Source organism: Nocardia arizonensis (assembly GCF_001310275.1).
GTDB classification, from domain to species: domain Bacteria; phylum Actinomycetota; class Actinomycetes; order Mycobacteriales; family Mycobacteriaceae; genus Nocardia; species Nocardia arizonensis.
In genome coordinates, this window is record NZ_LGYZ01000109.1 from 53130 (window position 1) to 71626 (window position 18497).

Annotated in this window: 14 protein-coding genes; 7 read left to right on the plus strand and 7 right to left on the minus strand. The window is 68.3% G+C overall.

Going from position 1 to position 18497, the window contains the following annotated elements; translation table 11 throughout:
- Window positions 1–59: 59 nt before the first annotated feature.
- The 3 genes from APZ21_RS25255 to APZ21_RS25265 all read left to right on the plus strand — a co-directional run bounded on the left by APZ21_RS25255 (window position 60) and on the right by APZ21_RS25265 (window position 2694).
- The gene (locus APZ21_RS25255) at window positions 60–1628 is read left to right on the plus strand and encodes a serine/threonine-protein kinase (RefSeq protein WP_054815769.1); all 1569 of its coding nucleotides are present in this window, start codon (window positions 60–62) and stop codon (window positions 1626–1628) included.
- 406 nt (window positions 1629–2034) lie between these two features.
- Window positions 2035–2364: a WXG100 family type VII secretion target gene (locus tag APZ21_RS25260; protein ID WP_054815770.1), complete on the plus strand. Its 330-nt coding sequence runs from the start codon at window positions 2035–2037 to the stop codon at window positions 2362–2364.
- 39 nt (window positions 2365–2403) lie between these two features.
- Window positions 2404–2694, plus strand: coding sequence for a WXG100 family type VII secretion target (locus APZ21_RS25265; protein ID WP_054815771.1), 291 nt, complete (start codon window positions 2404–2406; stop codon window positions 2692–2694).
- Between the two features lie 65 nt (window positions 2695–2759).
- Here APZ21_RS25265 and APZ21_RS25270 read toward each other — a convergent pair whose 3' ends face one another.
- Both APZ21_RS25270 and eccCa read right to left on the minus strand, forming a co-directional pair.
- Complete coding sequence (locus tag APZ21_RS25270; protein WP_054815772.1) at window positions 2760–4196, minus strand: type VII secretion-associated protein; 1437 nt, start codon at window positions 4194–4196, stop codon at window positions 2760–2762.
- Window positions 4196–8239, minus strand: a complete 4044-nt coding sequence (eccCa, locus tag APZ21_RS25275) for a type VII secretion protein EccCa (protein WP_054815773.1) — start codon at window positions 8237–8239, stop codon at window positions 4196–4198. The genes APZ21_RS25270 and eccCa overlap by 1 nt, the downstream gene beginning before the upstream one ends.
- A 173-nt stretch (window positions 8240–8412) precedes the next feature.
- Here eccCa and eccD point away from each other — a divergent pair, with 173 nt between their 5' ends.
- Window positions 8413–9879, plus strand: coding sequence for a type VII secretion integral membrane protein EccD (gene eccD, locus APZ21_RS25280; RefSeq protein WP_054815774.1), 1467 nt, complete (start codon window positions 8413–8415; stop codon window positions 9877–9879).
- A complete protein-coding gene (gene mycP, locus APZ21_RS25285) occupies window positions 9876–11288 on the plus strand; it encodes a type VII secretion-associated serine protease mycosin (protein WP_054815775.1) in 1413 nt (470 codons plus the stop codon). The genes eccD and mycP overlap by 4 nt, the downstream gene beginning before the upstream one ends.
- 21 nt (window positions 11289–11309) lie before the next feature.
- Here mycP and eccB read toward each other — a convergent pair whose 3' ends face one another.
- On the minus strand, window positions 11310–12800 hold the full coding sequence (gene eccB, locus APZ21_RS25290; RefSeq protein ID WP_054815776.1) for a type VII secretion protein EccB: 1491 nt from the start codon (window positions 12798–12800) through the stop codon (window positions 11310–11312).
- A gap of 112 nt (window positions 12801–12912) precedes the next feature.
- On the opposite strand from eccB, the gene eccE reads away from it, so the two are divergent.
- The gene (gene eccE, locus APZ21_RS25295) at window positions 12913–14556 is read left to right on the plus strand and encodes a type VII secretion protein EccE (protein ID WP_054815777.1); all 1644 of its coding nucleotides are present in this window, start codon (window positions 12913–12915) and stop codon (window positions 14554–14556) included.
- Window positions 14557–14572: 16 nt separating this feature from the next.
- Here eccE and APZ21_RS25300 read toward each other — a convergent pair whose 3' ends face one another.
- Genes APZ21_RS25300 through APZ21_RS25310 form a run of 3 tightly spaced genes read right to left on the minus strand, consistent with a single transcriptional unit; the run spans window position 14573 to window position 17082 of the window.
- A complete protein-coding gene (locus APZ21_RS25300; RefSeq protein WP_054815778.1) occupies window positions 14573–15133 on the minus strand; it encodes an NADPH-dependent FMN reductase in 561 nt (186 codons plus the stop codon).
- 52 nt (window positions 15134–15185) lie between these two features.
- A complete protein-coding gene (locus tag APZ21_RS25305; RefSeq protein ID WP_054815779.1) occupies window positions 15186–16214 on the minus strand; it encodes an NAD-dependent epimerase/dehydratase family protein in 1029 nt (342 codons plus the stop codon).
- 58 nt (window positions 16215–16272) lie between these two features.
- Window positions 16273–17082, minus strand: a complete 810-nt coding sequence (locus APZ21_RS25310) for an S-methyl-5'-thioadenosine phosphorylase (protein WP_054815812.1) — start codon at window positions 17080–17082, stop codon at window positions 16273–16275.
- A 196-nt stretch (window positions 17083–17278) separates the two neighbouring features.
- Here APZ21_RS25310 and APZ21_RS25315 point away from each other — a divergent pair, with 196 nt between their 5' ends.
- The gene (locus APZ21_RS25315) at window positions 17279–17602 is read left to right on the plus strand and encodes a metal-sensitive transcriptional regulator (protein WP_054815780.1); all 324 of its coding nucleotides are present in this window, start codon (window positions 17279–17281) and stop codon (window positions 17600–17602) included.
- 13 nt (window positions 17603–17615) lie between these two features.
- On the opposite strand, the gene APZ21_RS25320 is transcribed toward APZ21_RS25315, so the two are convergent.
- Complete coding sequence (locus APZ21_RS25320; protein WP_054815781.1) at window positions 17616–18449, minus strand: LLM class F420-dependent oxidoreductase; 834 nt, start codon at window positions 18447–18449, stop codon at window positions 17616–17618.
- Window positions 18450–18497: the final 48 nt, after the last annotated feature.

Sequence of the window (18497 nt, forward strand, 5' to 3'; positions counted from 1 at the left end):
CGCCGCGGTGATGGAGTATGGACGCGGCCGGAACGACCGCGATCGTTGAGGAGGACCGAATGGCGTTGCGACCCGGCGCGATCGTCGGCGGCTACCGGGTGCTCGATGTGCTCGGCAGCGGCGGCATGGGCACCGTATACCTGGCACAGAATCCGATTCTGCCGCGGCGCGACGCGCTGAAGGTCCTCAGCGCGGACCTGTCCACCGACGCCGAATTCCGCGCACGCTTCGAACGTGAGGCCAATCTCGCCGCCGCGCTGGACCATCCGAATCTGGTCGCGGTGTACAACCGCGGCGAGGAGGACGGTCAGCTGTGGATCGCCATGCAGTACGTGGATGGCACCGACGCGGCCGACGAGGTCGCCAAGGGTCCGGCGGTCATGACCCCGCGGCGCGCCCTGCGCATCGTCACCGAGGTCGGCAAGGGGCTGGACTACGCGCACCGGCGCGGCCTGCTGCACCGCGACGTCAAACCGGCCAACTTCCTGCTCGCCACCGCCGACGCCGACGACGAGGAGCGCGTGCTGCTGACCGACTTCGGCGTGGCCAAGGTCGCCGAGGACGGCCAAGACCTCACGGCCACAGGAAATTTCATGGCCACGGTGGCGTACGCGCCGCCCGAACAGCTCATGGGCTCGCACCTGGACCCGCGCGCCGACATCTACAGCCTCGGCTGCGCCTTCTTCAAACTGTTGACCGGCCGCAATCCCTATCCCTCGCCCCTGCCCGCGGTGGTCATGATGGGACATCTGCACGAGCCGCCGCCGAAGCCGACCGCGGTGCGCCCGGATCTACCGCCCGCGCTCGACGCCGTGTTCGAGAAGGTCATGGCGAAGAATCCGGCGCATCGCTACGCCACCTGCCGCGAATTCGCGCAGGCCGCCGAGGCGGCGCTCTTCGGTGTGCCGCAGCGGTTCCGCGCGCCCACCGATCCCCGGATGCCGTACGCCGGCGCGCAGGTGAGCGATCCGCGCACCGCGATCACCGGTCCCAGTGGTCCGCGGGCGTACCACCCGACATATCCGATCGAGCCCACCGACCAGCATCTGGTCGACACCCTGCGCAACGACAACGGCGCGCGCTCACGCACCCGAAAGCTGATCGGCGCGGCGGTGCTCGCCGTGGTCGCCGCGGTCGCCGTCGCGGCGGGGACCTATTTCGTGGCCTCCGGCGAGGATTCCGGCGGCGCGGGCGGGGATCGGATGGCCGCCGTCCGCAATTCCTATCCCGAATTCGACGGAAAGACGGTCACCGCGATGAATTTCGGCAACTCGACGCTCTCGGCGGTACTCACGCCGAGTCCGCAGGCGAAGTTCCTCCAGGACATCGGATTCCGCTACGACTCCGATTACAAGGCGGTCGGCGACGAGAAGTCACCGCGTCCGCTGTCGGTCACCCTGTCCTCGCTACGGATCGATTCCGAAGTCCTTGTCGTACTGCGCACCGACAAGGACGCCGGAAAGGGCGGATTCCGCGGTCTGCCCACCGGCATCTCGAATAGTTCGGCCCGCATCGTCGTCGTCGACGACGTCGCCACCGTACAGGCGTTCCAGGTGTGGACGGAGCAGTCCGACGGGGTGCTGATCGACAAGATGGTGCCGGTCATCGCGAAGGCGCTCCGCAAGTGAGATCGCGCGAAATCCGGCGCGGCAGACCGAAGTCCGACGTTGTCAGGGCGGCGCGGCTTACACTGAAAGGCCAGTAGCGCTGGTTCTCGCCATTGGGTAGGGTGAGGCCCAGCCAGCCCACTCGCCAGTTCAGGTGGAAGCAGCAGGGGGAAGGAGGGGAGCGATCGCGCTGGCGGCGACCGATGCGAGACGGCACCGCGGTCGAGACCGTTCGGGGGGAACGCATCCAGACCCTCCCGTCCTCGGTGTTGCCGGTCGACAACGCGCACGCTTCGAGCCGCGATGAAACTCCAGCGAGATTCCTCTCGAACTGGGTGGAACCGATTCGGCACGGCGAGCGTCCAACCATATGAACAGGGTCAGCTCAGACTTCGGGCCTTGACCACGAGCAGGAGGAGGAGCCGCCATGGCGGACAATTTGAAGGCCGATAGTACAGTCATCGCGCAAAAGGCCAAGGAGTTCCAGGAGCAGCACAACAACCTGATGATCGCCATCAGGACGCTGAAGGCCGACGAGGACAATGTCACGAACGGCGCCAACTGGCAGGGCCAGGCCCGCGATGCGTTCAACGCGTTCATGGAGCGCTACTACTTCCAGGCCGACAAGATGAACGACAAGCTGATGGAGACCGCCGAGAAGCTGGTCAAGATGAGCGGTTCCTTCCAGGACCAGGACGATTCCTTCTCCTCGAAGGTGAACTCCCAGATGTCCAGCCTCGATCTCCCGCCGGTCTAAATCTCCGAATCTTTCGTTCCTTCGTAAGGAGTCTGAACAATGAGCAAGCCCATCTCCGCCAATTTCTCGGGTGTCGAGGCCGGCGCACAGCAGATCATCAAGCGCGCCGAAGGCATCGGCCAGGAACTCGAGTCCTTCCACAAGAAGGTCGAAGAGTACGTCGCCACCTACGGCGCCGGTGCCGCCAACGATGCGTTCAGCGAGTTGCAGCGCAGCTGGCAGAACCACGTTATGCAGCTGAACACCACCCTGAGCGGCGCGGCCCAGCTGGTGAGCACGGGCAACTCGGAGCTCCAGAGCACCGACTCCGCGCTCGCGGGCCTCTTCTGAGCTCACCTCGATCCTGTTCGGGCCCCGGCGAATTCGCCGGGGCCCGAAGTATTCCGGTACGAATCTCAGGGCATGACCCGCACCGAGGCCGCGAACCTGTCGCAGGTGGTCGCGAGGGCTTCCCAGGCGTCACCCAGATATTGGCAGCCGATACTCACCTGTGTGCCGTGTTCGACGAGAACATGCCATTTCACGGTGGAACCGCCTTCGGGGCGTTCGGTATACGCGAGCATCGATCGCCCACCGAACACCACATCGCGACGCAGATCGCTCATCGCGGGCCGCTGCCTCATCTGCGCCTCCAGATTCGCCGCGACCTGCTCGTATCCGGCATTCGCCGCCACCGTGTTCTGGGTGAGGACGATGCGCTGTTTCGCGCCGTCCACCGGTGACAGTTCGATCCGGGCATTGCCCGGCGCGGGCGCGGCCATCCAATCCTCGGGCACCTGAAAACGTGTGCGACCGAGGACTTCCGGGGCCGCGGACACCGAAGGAGCGGGAAGGTCCGCAGTCGGGGAGACGGCCGCGGGCGCCGAGGACGGCGCGGCTGACATCTCGGCACCCTCCTCGCCCGATCCACCCGTCACCATCGCCGTGCCGATGGCCGCGGCGGCGATGACGACCGCGGCGGCGGCACCGCCCAGGAGGTAAGCGGCTCGGCGCTCACGCGGATCTCGTTGCGCCGCAGCGCGTTCGCGCAGGGGCCGCAACCACTCCGTGGCGGGGGCCGCCGCGGGCGCGGGGCGGAGTTCCGGCTCCGGCCGCACCGGACGCACCAGGTCGGAGCCCGACATCGGACGAAGCGCGGTCTCGGAACCGCAGATCAGGCGGACCTCCGCGCGCACGACATCCAGCGCGACGGAATCCGTGAGGCCGAGCACCAGTACGACATCCACCGGACGGCCCAACAGCAGTCCGCCGAGCAGCGTGCCGAGCGTTCGCGCGGCCTCGGGATCGTCCGCCAGATCCGAACCCGCCAGATCCGGTTCGAATTCGCAGGATTCGAGTTCGAGACCGTGCGGAGCGGGCGCCACCGAACTGGCGGTGGTGGTGATCGCGCCGAATTCCAGCACGACCGCCCGCCGCCCGCGCGCGGCCTCCTCGTCGGCGGCGACGGCACGTACGGCCGTGTCCTCGAAGCTCACTTCGGCCGCCACCCGGCGCAGGGCCCGGTCGACCACGGCGCGTCGGTAACCGCCCCATTCGGTGGGGCACACCACCGTCACGCGGGCGGCCGGAATCGGCACTCGGAGGTTCTCCAGCACCGTCGCGGCCACCATGGACAGCGCCTCCACCACCGTCGGCACTGTCGGCACGAGCGCGATCCGATCGGCGGACACATACTGCACCACCGAGCTGACCTGGGTGGGCGGGGTCAGCGACGCCCCCACCACCAGACCGCCGTCACCGCCGAGTACCACCGACGGGGGAACATCCCAGTGGGTCGCCGGTCCCACTGCCCAGATGCGGGCCTCGGTCACGACCAGTTCGACGGCCGACATCACTCGGCCGGTGGCATCCAGGCCAGCTGGACGAGTTCCTGGGCGCTGCGGGTGATGAAGTGACCGCGACCGGGCGGCAGCGGACTCGGCCGCACCGTGCCCAGCATCACACCCTCGTCCTTCGGGCAGCTCATGATGAGACCGGTGGAGCCGAGATCCTTCATGCGCGCCAGTGTCGCCTCGTACATGGCGCGGGCCGCGCCGCCGGAACGCCGCGCGATGATCAGGTGGAATCCGAGATCGCGGGCGTGCGGCAGATGTTCGACCAGGACCGAGGTCGGATTGCCCATCGAGGTGGCGACCAGGTCGTAATCGTCGATGATCACGTACAGTTCGGGACCGCTCCACCAGGAGCGATCGCGCAACTGCTGCGGGGTGACATCCGCACCCGGCGTGCGCTGGCTCACGTAGGCGGCCAGATCGGCCATGTTCTGGGTGAACTGCGGTGCGGTGGAACCGTATCCCGCGAGATATCCGTCGGGGACGAGACCGAGCATGGTGCGCCGGTAGTCGCCGAGGATGAACCGCGCCTGATTCGGGGTGTTGGACGCCGCGATGCCCTCGATGAGCGCCCGCAACAGCGTGGTCTTACCCGATTCGGTATCGCCGATGATGATGAAGTGCGGGCTCTCGTTGAAATCCACGTAGACCGGCGCGAGTTCGGATTCGTTGATACCCAGCGGAATTCGCATGGTCTTGAGATTCGGATCGGTCTGCGACGGCCAGTGCCCTGCGAGCTGGAGCAACTGTTCGCGCGGCAGCACCTCCGGCAGCATCCGCGCCGCGGGCGCGGGACGGCCGGGGGTGTGGCGGGCGATCGTCGCGACCGCGTCGCCCACGGCCTGACCGAGCGTGGTCGGGTCGGCGCTGCCGTCGATGCGAGGCAGACCGGTGAGCATGTGCAGGCATTCCGGGGTCATACCGCGACCAGGGCGCCCCTGCGGGACCAGGGCGGCGAACTTGCGGCCGAGGTCGGAATCCATCGGATCGCCGAGGCGCAATTCGATACGGGTGCCGATCTGGTCCTTGAGGGCCGGGCGCGCCTCCGCCCAGCGGTTCAGCGCGATCACCACGTGTACGCCGTAGGACAGACCCTGCACCGCCAGATTCATGATCGGCTGTTCCAGCGGTTCGAAATCCTGGCGGATCGAACTGAATCCGTCGATCACCAGGAAGACGTCGCCGAAGGGATCGTCGTGCGCGCCCGCCGCGCCGGGGCTGCTCGACGGGTCCATCGACCGCAGCCGACGGAACTCCGACATCGACTCGATGCCGAGCGCGCGGAACCGGCCCTCGCGGCCGCGCACGATGGTGGTCATCTCGGCGACGGTGCGCCGGACCTTGTCCTCGTCCAAACGGCTGGCCACCGAGCCGACGTGCGGCAGCCCCTCGAGTGCCGCGAGGGTGCCGCCACCGAAGTCCAGGCAGTAGAACTGCACCTGTTCGGCCGTGTGGGTCATCGACATCGCCATGATCATGGTGCGCAGGGCCGTCGACTTGCCCGACTGCGGACCGCCGACTACCGCGACATTGCCGCGGGAGCCGGAGAGGTCCACCACCAGCGGGTCGCGGCGCTGGTCATAGGGCCGGTCGACAATGCCGATCGGCGCGCGCAGCGTGGCCAGCGGGGAGAATTCGCCGGTGAGGATCGACCGCGGAATGAGCTGGTCGAGCGTCGGCGCCTCGTCCAGCGGCGGCAGCCAGATCTCGTGCGCGGGACGGCCGTATCCACGAATCCGCGAGACCAGCATGTTCAGGTTGGAGATCTGCTCGCCGTCCTCGGAATGATGTTCCTGCGGCTCGTGCAAGGGCTCCGCCGGTAGCGGAATGCGGTCCACGGCACGGAAATCCACGTGGTGGGCGGTGAACGGCCGTGCCTTGACGTCGATCTCGCCGCCCGCGATACCCGCGCTGGTCACTTCGCGCTGCGAACCGCCGCCGACATAGGGACCGGAGACGTAGGACGCCTGGAAGCGCTGGATCTCGCCGGAATCCGATTTCAAGTAGCCGCCACCGGGGATGCCGGGCAGGTTGTAGGCGTCGGGCACGCCGAGCACCTGGCGGGATTCGTTGGCGGAGAAGGTCTTCAGGCCGATACGGTAGGAGAGGTGGCTCTCCAGACCCTTGAGCTTGCCCTCTTCCAGGCGCTGCGAGGCCAGCAGCAGGTGTACGTGCAGTGAGCGGCCCAGCCGGCCGATCATGACGAACAGCTCCGCGAAATCCGGATGCTGGGTGAGCAGTTCGGAGAATTCGTCCAGCACCACGAACAGCGCGGGCAGCGGGTCGAGATCGGCGCCCGCGGCGCGCGCCTTCTCGTATTCGGAGACGTTGGCGAAGTTGCCCGCCTGCCGCAGCACCTCCTGGCGGCGGTTCATCTCGCCCGCCAGCGCGTCGCGCATACGGTCGACGAGGTCGGCCTCCTCCTCGAGGTTGGTGATGATGGCCGCCACGTGCGGGACGCCGTCGAGACCGAGGAAGGTCGCACCGCCCTTGAAGTCGACCAGTACCAGATTCAACTGGTCCGGCGAATGGGTGGCCAGCAGGCTCAGCACCAGCGTGCGCAGGAATTCCGATTTACCGGAACCGGTGGCGCCGATGCACAGACCGTGCGGACCCATACCGCTCTCGGCGGCCTCCTTGATATCGAGTTCGACCGGCAGGCCGTCGGCGCCGACGCCGAAGGGCACGCGCAACCGTTCCCGACCGTAGCGTGGCCGCCAGGCGTGTTCGGGATTGAAGGTGCCGATGTCGCCGAGGTTCATCAACTGCGACCAGGTCGAGATCACCTCGCTGTCGTCGGCCTCGACATCGCTGCTGCGCTGGGTGGCGGCCCGGTACGGGGCGAGCCGCCGCGCGACCTGCTGAGCCTGCTCGACGCTGATGCGGTCGATCAGCGCGAAGCGCTCCTGATTGCCGGTGGCGCCGCGGCCGATGCACTCACCGTTCTCGATGACCATCTTGATGCCGCGCGAAACCGCCAGTCGCGGAGCGTATCCGCACAGGTCGATGATGGTGACGCCCTCGTAGCCGGATTCGCGCAGCTGATCGTCCTCGGCCTCGAGCAGACCGCCGTCGACCACGATGACGATATGCACGAGATTGGCGTTCGCCGGCTGGTTGCGCGAGTAGCGGACACGATTGGCGAGCAGCGAATGCAGGCTCGCCATCGCCTCCCGGATCGAGCCGTAGAACATGCGCTGGCTGCCGATGCCGTCCTGGGCGTCGGGATGCTGGGTGTGCGGTAGCCATTTGGTCCACTCCCACTCGCGCGCGGTGTCGGGACCGGAGACGACCGCGACCAGCACCTGATCCGGCGCCTGGAACATGCACAGCTGCAACAACATCGCGCGCGACATGTCACGCGCCTCTGCGCGATCGCCGTCCAGCGCGATGGTCGCGAAGCCCTTGACCGCGATGGCGGTGGGCAGATCGGGCACCGTCGAATGAGCCCGCACGAAACGGCGCAGCGAGACCGCCGCGATCGGCTCCAATTCCTCGACCGGCCCCGTCTCCGGCGCGACCAGCCGCGTCGCGAGACGCTGACCGCCGATGCCGATGCGGGCATGGCAGAAGTCCTTGTCCCCCGCGCGCCGCTCCCACATGCGGCTGGTACCCGCCAGCATCCAGATCAGCGCGGGTTCGGGATGACTCCATTCCACCGAGGCGCGCTGCTGACTCGCGGTCTCGTCGACATCCTTGCGCACCTGATCGAGGTAGCGCAGATAGTCCTTGCGATCCTCGTTGGCCTCGGCCGCCTTCTGCCCTTTGCCCCCACCCTGTCCCGCGTACATGCCGACCATCGAGAACAGCATCATGACCGGGAACATCATGCTCATCGGATTCGACGCGATGCCGCCGCCCTGGGTGAACAGCAGGGCCATCATGCCGACCATGCCGATCACCATCACGACCGGCATCATCTTCATGAGCAGATTGCCCGGTGTGACGCGAGGGATCTCGGGCGGCGGCTGGAGGGTGACCTCACCGCCTGGGGTGCGCGGCATCTCCCGACGGGCACGGCGCTGGAACCGGACAGTACTCATCGGTCGAGAAATCCCCCTCTGCGTGCCGCAACTTCGGCCTCAGTGTAGAGGCCACAGCCGACATGTCGTACAGTTCGACCAGCATTCTGCTGTCAGGACGCCGGGGATCGCAACCTCGCCTACCGCGGTACGCGGCAGCGGAAACACGAGGTAGAAGACGAGTTGGGGGAAGCTTGACGCACGCGCGCCTTGATCACATCGACGAAGACTCCTCCCGCGGCATAGTCCGTGCGCCGGATCTGGCGCGGGTCACCATTCTGGCCAAGCACACCCAGGTGGATATGGCCATCCCGGTGGACGTTCCGGTCGCGCTCGTCATTCCCAGCGTCGTCGACATGGTCGCACAGCACAGCCGTACCAACGATTTCGACAACGAGGGTGAGCGTTTCGAACCGGCGGAATGGGTGCTGGCCCGCATCGGCCATCCCCCGTTCTCCAATTCGCTGAGCCTCGGCGAGCACGGCGTGCGCGACGGCGAGTTGCTCATGCTCGAAAGCGCCTCGCACACAGCGCCGACGCCGCTGTTCGACGACATCATGTACAACGTCGCGATCGCCGACGCCGACCACTACCGCAGCTGGACCCCGCGCACCGCGCGGATCACCGGGTCGGTGCTGGCCGCGGTCACCATGCTGGTCGGCTGCCTCGGCCTGCTGCTGTCCCCCGGCGAACTGCCGGGCTGGGTCAGCGGATCGGTTGCGGTGGGCGTGGCGATCCTGCTCGTGGTCGCGGGCATGGTGCTCAGCCGCATGTACGGCGACACCGCCACGGCGCTCGTACTCGGCGGGTGCGCGCTGCCGCCCGCCTTCGCCGCCGGAATGCTCTATGTCCCCGACGATTACGGCTGGGCGCACCTGCTGTTGGGTTTCGTGCTGCTCGGCGCGACGGCGATACTCGCCTGGCGCGTCACCGGTGTCGGACTGGCGCTGTTCATCGGCGTGGCGACGCTGGCGATCTACGCGGTGCCCGCCGCGCTCGTCGGCCTGCTCACCGCGCAGCCGACCAAGGCGATCGGCGCGTTCGGCGCCGCGCTCGGCCTCGCCGGACTCTCGTTGTCCCCGCGCATTTCGATGCTGCTGGCGAAGCTACCCCTGCCGCCGGTGCCCTCACCGGGCACGCCGATCGACCCCACCGAGGACGATCCCGACGACCACCGCGCGCTGCCCACCATGGAGGCGCTGCGGGTGAAATCCGAACGGGCCAGGATGTATCTGGCCGGTCTGGTCTCGGCGACCACGCTGGTCACCGTGGTCGGCGCGCTCGCGGCCACCGATCCCGAGGCGAAGGACCCGTACTGGCCGGGTATCGCGCTGGCGCTGGTCTGCGCGGCGGTGCTGATGTTCCGCAGCCGCACCTACGCGGGCGCCGAACAGGCCGTCGTCCTCATCGCGGGCGGCGCGTCGATCGTGCTGATCATGCTGGTGGGCGCCGGATTCGAGATGGATATGCCGCTGGCGGTGTTCGGCGCGGCCATGGTCATCCTCGTCGCCGCGCTCATCCTCGGCATCGTCATTCCGAACCAGTCGGCGACCCCGCCGATGCGCCGCGGGGTGGAATTGCTCGAATACGGCTTCGTCGCCGCCGTCCTGCCGCTGGTGTTCTGGGTGGCCTCGCTCTACTCCCTCGTCCGCGGGCTATGAGCGCGCACGGCTCCGGCCTGCGAATCGCCACCGCCGCGGTCACCCTCGGACTCAGCGCAGCCTTCGGCGTCAGCTACGGACACGGTGTCGCACACGCGGATCGGCCGCCCGCGGTGAATCCGGCCCTGCGCCCCGCGGGCGATCCGGCCGCGCCGCCGGAAAAGACCGAACGTCCCGCGAATTCGAATTGCGCCGACATCGTCACCGGCGGTTCGGGATCGACCATTCCGGCCGCGCAGCGATCACTGGATCTCGAGCGCGCCTGGAAGTTCTCCAAGGGCGAGGGGCAGGTGGTCGCCGTCATCGACACCGGTGTGGCCCGGCATCCGCGCCTGCCCGGCCTCGAGGCCGCCGGCGACTACGTGGCCCAATCCGGTGACGGCACCGAGGATTGCGACGGCCACGGCACCTTCGTCGCTGGTCTCATCGCGGCCTCGCAGGTGGACGGTCAGGGATTCGCGGGGGTCGCGCCCGAGGCGCGCATCATGACCATCCGCCAGACCAGCAAGATGTACCAGAAAGAGGGCGCGTCACGGGACAAGTCACCCGACGATCTGCCCGACGGCTACGGCAATCTGAGCACCATGGCCTCGGCGATCGTGCGCGCGGTCGATCGCGGCGCGACGGTGATCAATATCTCCGAGGTCTGGTGCGGACCGGACAAGAACGTCGACGGGCCCATCGGCGCGGCACTGGAATACGCCGTGGACCGGAATGTGGTCGTGGTGGCGGCGGCGGGCAATACCGACACGTGCAAGACCGAGAACACGGTCATCGACCCGCTCGATCCCACGGCCGATCCGTGGAGCAAGATCTCGATGAACGTTGTCCCCGCGCGCTGGGACAACTACGTGCTCGCGGTGGGCGCCATCGATGCCAACGGCGCGCCGTCGAAGTTCACGGTGCCGGGTCCCTGGCTCAGCGTCGCCGCACCCGGCGAGAACATGACCTCACTCGACCCGCGCGGCACCGGAACCGCGGTAGGCGCGGTGAATCAGCGAAACGAGCAGGGCCCCATCTCGGGCACCAGTTTCGCGACGCCCATCGTCTCGGGTGTCGTCGCGCTGGTGCGCGCCCGATTCCCGGAGCTGAGCGCGCGCGAGGTCATGCAACGCATCCAGGCCACCGCGCACGCACCGGCCGAGGGCTGGAACAAATACATCGGCTACGGCGCGGTGGATCCCGTGGCCGCGCTCACCGACGAGGTGAGCGGACCACTGCCGCCCAAGACCCCGACACCGCCGAAGAGTCAGCAGCTCGCCGTGCCCGCCGCACCGCCCGCGCCGAACAACGGCGCGCGGAATGTGGCGCTGATCGGCACCGGAATCATCGCCACCGCACTGCTGCTCGGCTATCTCGCGTCCTTCCCCATCCGCCGTCGCTTCGGCGTCTCCGAGGACGGCAGCTAGCGACCAGCGTGGGAACTCGACTCACCTCGACGAATTGCCGACCGTCTGTTTGGCCGGCGCGGGATCGGGTGAGACGCCGTCGTGGGCGACCATCGCCTCTTCGCGGCCGAGGGTGGGTCCGGCGGCGAGCAGGCCGATGATCGGCCACGGCGCCGGCTCGGCGTTGACCCCCGCGTCGGCGTCGAGACCGAGCGCCTTCTGGGCGTCGGCGTTCTTGATGCCGTAGCGGACGCCGGTATCGGCCACGTAGAAGAGGCTGTCCTTGCGCCTGCTGTCGGTTTCGATGCCGGTGGTCTGCACGAACGCGCCGGTGCCCGGCGGCACGTACACCGAATCGGCGTTCGGGCCGGAGCCGTCGGCCTGTGCCAGCGGCACCAGCTTCGCCTTGTCAGGAATCGGCAGCGTCACACCGGCGATCACCGCCAGTTCAGCGCGCTTGCCGCCGTCCTTGTTGTCGGCCGCGGCCGGAATCGGCTTCCACGACAGGCAGCTGATCGGGCGGTCGTTGACCTCGACCAGCGCGGGCGCGCGCTGCGGATAGTCGTCGACCTTGAGCGCGTGCGAGATGTGCGCGTAGGTGCGGTCGGTCTCATCGATGCGCGCATTGTCCGACGGCGAGCGGTTGGCGTTGCGGATGATGTCGGCGGTCAGCCGCGACACCTGCTGCAAACCGTCCTGGAGCACCACGTAGTACTTGTCCGGTTCCGAGGGCACCTGCACCACATCGGCGATGCGGTGATTGTTGACCTGGTAGGACACGGTGCCGCCGGGATTGTCGATCTTCGGCGGCACGATCGGCAGCACCTCGGGGATGGTGTTGACCAGACCTTCCGACACCGGACGCGGGGTGCGCCCGGTGATGCCGAGCGCGTCGGTGACGGGGCGGTCGCTCATATCGACCCGCGCCCGCTTGTTGTCGTAGACGAGATAGACGGTGTCCCTGGCCTTGACCAGCAGCGCCTGATCACCGCCGAGCGCGGACGCCTTCTCCCCCATCTCGAGATCGCCCGCGATCACCGATGTCGTCAGATCCTTGCTGCCGTCGACCTTGAGCACATCGCAGACCGTCCAGGCGCGGCCCTTGCCGTCCTTGTCGTAGCGCAGGGCCGCGGGCGCGCCGGGAATGCCGATGAGCTGACCGCGCGGCTTCTTGCCGAGTTCGGATTCCTTGACGATGACGGCCTTGCCGGACTCCCCCGAGGCGAGCCGCGCCGAGGCCAGATTCAGCGTCGGATGCACGACGTCATCGATCACCACGTACACGCCGCCGGATTCCTTGCCGATCAGTAGGGTGTTGGAACCGATCTTGTCCTGGGGACGCAGCAGCGCCAAAATGCCGCAGCCCGCGAGCACCACACAGCCGAGGACGAGTCCGACCCCGTAGGCGCGCGATTGTGAGCGCATCGGGTCGTGCAGCATGCGCACATCCCGGCGAACCAAGGCGTGTTCCATCCGGCGCACCAGGAAGCGATAGCCGCTGACCTGCCAGCGCGTAGTGGGTTTCGATGGCATGTTCTCTCCCCCGGACGGTGCTCACCTTCGCCGAACACAGTACAGTTTCGCAGGACTGTTGTTCAGCTCGACCGGTAGCATGCGGTCGATACCGGGTACTTGGGGGACGAGTATGGCCGAAGCCGCCGGAGCCGGGCCGCGCCCGCTCCTTGGTCGCATCTCAGTACAGAATCTGTTGATAGCGCAGGCGATCGGCCTCTCCGCCTGCCTGGTCGCACTGTCGGCGGGACTCGGCAGCCTGCCCGCGCTGGCCATCACCGTGCTCGCCGTGCTGCTCCCCCTGATCCCGATCGCCAAACGCACGGTGCTGGACTGGATCGCCACCTGGTGGAGCTATCTCACCCACCGGCACTACGAGATCGGCGACACCGTGGACTTCCGCGGTCCCGACGACCGCTCGCTCGGCCTGTACTGGGACGGCAGCCGAGTGGTCACCGTGGTCGAAGTGCTGCCCCCGCGCGGCGGACTCACCCGGATCTCGAGCAGCACGGTGCACGCCTCACACCTGCTGCCGCTGACCGAACTCGCGAAATGCCTGAACCAGCACGACATCCTGCTCGGCGGTATCGACATCATCAGTCACGGGCACCGCAGCCGCTCGGGTACGCCCGCGGGCAACATCTACGAGTCGTTGCTCGGACCGCTGCCCGCCACGGCTCATCGAACGGTGTGGCTCGCGATCAGCTTCGACGCCGTGGCCTGCCCGGATGCCGCGGCCCGGCGCGGCGGCGGCAGCGCGGGCGCCTCGCGCGCGGTCACCATCGCGACCCAGCGCATCGTGCGCACCCTCGAGGACGCCGACTGCGGCGCGCGCATCCTGACCGCGCCCGAGATCCGCAAGGCCGTGCTCCAGATCACGGCGGGCTACGATCCGCGCACCCTCACCCACCGGTGGCGCTATGCCGAGATCGGCAACGCGGTCAATATCGGCGCGGCGGTCGACCCCGAACAGCTCGGCTCGGATCTGCTCGCCCAACTGTGGGTGCCGCAGTCGCGCGGCACCACGGTCGCGGTGCGACTGCGGCCGGGCAGTTCGGCCGAATCGGTCAACATCGGCGCGGCCTGGCGGCTCACGGCCCGAGAACTGCCGGAGCGCAACGGGGTTCGGGGCATGGTGTCGATGGCGGGGCGGCATCGCGACGGTCTGCTCGCCCATCTGCCGCTGGCCGTGCCCGACGTGGACGACACCGTGCCGATGACCGAATACCCGATCGACGTCATCGACGCGCTGCATCTGCCCTCCTCCGGGTGCGGTCAGCTGATCGGCTCGGACGAGGATCAGCAGGGTGTCGCGGTCCGTATCGTCGGCACCGGCATATCGACGGTGTACGTGGCGGGCGAGCTGTATCTGGCCCAGCAGTTGGTCTTCCGCGCGCTCGCGGTCGGTGAGCGGGTGCTCATCCGCACCGACCGCGCGCACGCCTGGGAACACCTGGTGCAGACCATCGGCAATCCCGAGCGGCTCAGCATCGCCGTCGAAACCCACCAGTCCGACGCGGGTTTCACCGCCGCGGTGGTCGACGGCGTACTCGCGCCCGCACCGCACGCGGGCGTCACCACCATCTACCTGACGGGTGACCCGATGGGCTGGCCCGCGACCCGTCCCGACCTGTCGATCTACCAGCCCGGCGCCATCGGCAATCACGTGGTCCTGCGCACCGGCACCGCACAGGTCGAATTGACGCTGGTCTCCATTCCCCGCGAGGCCACCTATATCGGGCATCCGCGCGGCCGCCGCGCCATGCAGCACCAGTAACGGCCGCGCCCGCAACTCAGCCGGGATACGGGTCGGCGGCGCGGGCCGCGCGCAATGCGCGTGCCCACCAAGTCAATTGGCCGAGCATACGGGCCGCCGCGTCGATGGCGGCCCCGTCCCGGGTCTGGCCGTTGTCGTCGAAGGCGCGTTTGGCCCGGTGGAAGCTGACGGTCTCGCGCACCGACACCATGTGGATCTCGGCGACCACCTGACGCAGTTGCTCGACCGCGCGCAGACCGCCGGACAGTCCGCCGTAGGACACGAATCCGATGGGTTTGGCGCGCCATTCGTGTTTGGCGTTGTCGAAGGCGGATTTCAACGAGGCCGGATAGCCGTGGTTGTACTCCGAGGTCACCGCGACGAAGGCGTCCGCGGCGGCCAGTCGCGCGCGGAACGCCTCCACCTGCGGTGTCTCGGTGAGATCGAGTGGGAGATCGGTCTCGGCGAGGTCGATGACGCCGGTGTCGAAGGCCGGATCGGCGCGCACCGTGCGCAGGAACCAATCCGCGACCACGGGGGCGAACCGTTCGGGCCGCACACTGGCGACGATGACCTCTAGCCGCAGCGGAGTGTCCACCGCGCGAGCCTAACCCCGGCAGGCGACGGCCCGGCCGCACGCCCCGCCCTGGTCAGTCCGCGGGCGCGGATTCGTCGGTGGGGGAAGCGAATTCGGCCAGCCCTTCGGCCGGGGTGACCATCGCGCTGAATTCCAGTGCGCGGCGGGCGCGTTCCGTGCTGACGACCACGTGGCGGATATCGGCGAGCCGGTACTGTCCGGTGACGATCGGCGCGGGTCCGCCGCGGGCCCTGGTCATGATCGAGGCGACCTGATAGAGCGTGATCGGATGTCCCGAGGCGATATTGAGCGGCACGAAGCCGGGCAGCGGGCGCAGCACCGCCGCCACGGTCGCGGTGACCGCGTCGTCGACGTGGATGTAATCCCTGACCTGTCCGCCGTCCTCGAAGACCCGCGGCGCGGTCCCCGCCGCCAGCGCCTCCCGGAAGCGGACGTGGATGCCGTAGCGCGCACCCGGGCCGTAGATGTGGTGATAGCGCAGCGCGGTGACCGCCGAGCCGGTGCCGATACCCCAGGAATAGGCGTAGTTCTCCTCGGCCGCCTTGCTCGACGCGAAATAGCCGCGCGGCCGGGCGGGAGCCTCCTCGCCGACCGGTTCCCAGGTCAGCACCTCGCCGGTGCGCGGCGCGCGGTGGTCGAACATGCCGCGATCGAGGTCGGCGCGCAGGCGCAGCCCCGGCGAGAACGAGCCGCCGTGCACCATGCGGTAGCGACCCTCGCCGTAGACCGCCGCCGAGGAGGCCAGCACCAGTCGCCGAATCCGGGCCTGAGTCATGGCCGTGAGCAGTACCGCGGTCGCGAAATCATTGTGCGCGGCGAAATCGGCGGCGCTGGGGCCGGGTTCGGGGCCATCGGTGAGCCCGGCCAGATGACACACCACCTCGACCCCGCGCAGCAGGCCCTCCAGCGCGGCGGCGTCGCGCACGTCGACCCGGGTGACACCCTCGGGCGGCTGCGTCCGCGTGCCGTGGACGGCGGGGTGCGAGGAGTCGATGGCGACTACCTCGTGGTCGGCGGCGATCAATGCCCGCCGCACGCGCGATCCGAGGAACCCAGCCGCCCCGGTCACCAGTACTCTCATCTCCCCACTCCGCGTTCACACCGCTCGAATCGCGGTTCCTCCGTGTGCGACTCCCCACTCACGGTAGTTCGAAGGGCAGCGATACCCCCGCGTGCACACGGCACCGGTCGCAGGTGTCCTCGCCCGGCACGGCCGCGATCGCCCGGCGGATCAGTTCCTTGAAAGGGCCGAGATTGCGTTCGAACTCGGCGAAGACGTCCACCGCGTGCACGCCGTCGCCCTCCTCTAGTCCCGCGTCGAGGTCGGTGACCAGCGCCACCGCCGCATAGCACAACTCCAGTTCGCGGGCCAGAACCGCCTCGGGGTGGCCGGTCATGTTCACCAGGTCCCAGCCTTGTTCGGCGAACCACCGGCTCTCGGCGCGGGTGGAGAAGCGTGGACCCTGTACCACGACCATCGTGCCGCCCACCTTCAGCGGCAGCTCCGGGATCGCCGACTCGATGGCGGCCGTGCGCAGTTCGTCACAGTACGGATCGGCGAAGGAGACGTGCACGCCACCGCCGCCGAAATACGTCTGCATTCGGCCCGAGGTCCGGTCCACCAGCTGAGCAGGCACACCGACGGTGCCGGGCCCCCAGTCCGCGCGCAGACTACCGACCGCGCACGGGGCAAGGACTCGGCGCACCCCGAGTGAGCGCAGCGCCCACATATTCGCCAGATAGGGCAGGGTGTGCGGCGCGTACTGGTGGCGTTTGCCGTGCCGCGGCAGGAATGCCACCGCCCGTCCCTCGACCTCGCCGATCGCGATCGGAGCACTCGGCGTGCCGTACGGGGTATCGATCTCGACATCGGTCGCGTCGTTGTCGAAGAAGTCGTAGAAACCGCTGCCGCCGATGACGGCGAGCGCGGGACGGGGATGCGAACTCATGCCTGGATTCTCCCCGTCGCCGCCACCGGGCGCGCGACGGGTACTCGATTCGGGCGGTGGATGGCGCTCGGCGGTATCGTGCTTGCCTGCGCGGCGCGCGATACCGCGCACGCCTGACAAGCCCGCAGAACAAATGTACCCTATGGGGGTATCGGATACCTATCCGATACCCCGTCGGGCAGCGAGGAGATATTCGGTGACATCCCCCGAACCCAAGGCGGCCGAAGACGAGGGCCACGCCCACGGCTATATCACCGCCAAGGACGATTACCTCAAGCGGCTGCGCCGCATCGAGGGGCAGGCGCGCGGCCTGCAGCGCATGGTGGAGGAGGAAAAGTACTGCATCGATATCCTCACCCAGGTCTCGGCGATGACCAAGGCGCTCCAGGCCGTCGCCGTCGGACTGCTCGAGGATCACATCAGCCACTGCGTGGTGGACGCCGCGGTCGCAGGCGGCCCCGAGGCCGAAGCCAAGATCAAAGAGGCCACCGACGCCATCGCCCGGCTCGTGCGTTCCTGAGCCGGGCCTTCGACTAGCCGCGCAGCGGCAGCACCGCCGCCAGCGCGCGCAATGTCGCGATGTAGTCGTCGTCCAGCGGCTGGATCGCGACGTGGTCGGCCCCGGCGTCCAGATGGGCCGTCACGCCCTTGGCCAACTGCTCGGCCGAACCGTGGATCGCGAGCACGTCGACCAGTCGATCGCTGCCCGGCTGCGCCACATCCTCCTCGGAGAATCCGCTCCTGCGCAGATTCCCGACGTAGTTGACGAGGTTGAGGTACATCGACACCATCTTGCGTCCGGTCTCGCGCGCCCTGGTCACGTCCTCGTCGAGGACGACCTTCTGCTCCGACACCAGCAGCGCCTCGCCCAGCACCTCTCGGGCGCCGCGGTTGTACTCCGGCGGCACCAGATAGGGCAGCGCGCCCGCGCTGCGATCGGCCGCGAGCTTCAGCACCCGGGGACCGAGAGCCGCCACCGCGCGGGACCGCTTCGGCACGCCCGCGGCGTCGAGGACGTCGAGGTAGTCGACCAGGGCGCCGTAGGGCGTACGCGCTCGCTCACCATTGGCCTCGGGATGCCCCGCGCCGATTCCGAGCAGGAACCGGCCGGGAAAACGCCCCTCGATCCGGTGGAACGACTCGGCGACCTGCTCGGCGGGCGCCGTCCAGATATTGACGATGCTGGTGGCCACGGTGAGCGTCTCGGTGGCCTCCAGCAACGATTCGACCACCGGCAGATCCGCGGTCGGGGAGCCGCCGAGCCATAACGCGCCGTAGCCGAGTTCCTCCAGTTCACGGGCCGCTTCCTGACTGAACCCCAGATATCCGCGCCATACTCCGAACCTGCCGAGATCATCGATGGACATGTTCAGCGCAACCCACTTTCATACGGAACCTATTCCCATGCCGCGGGA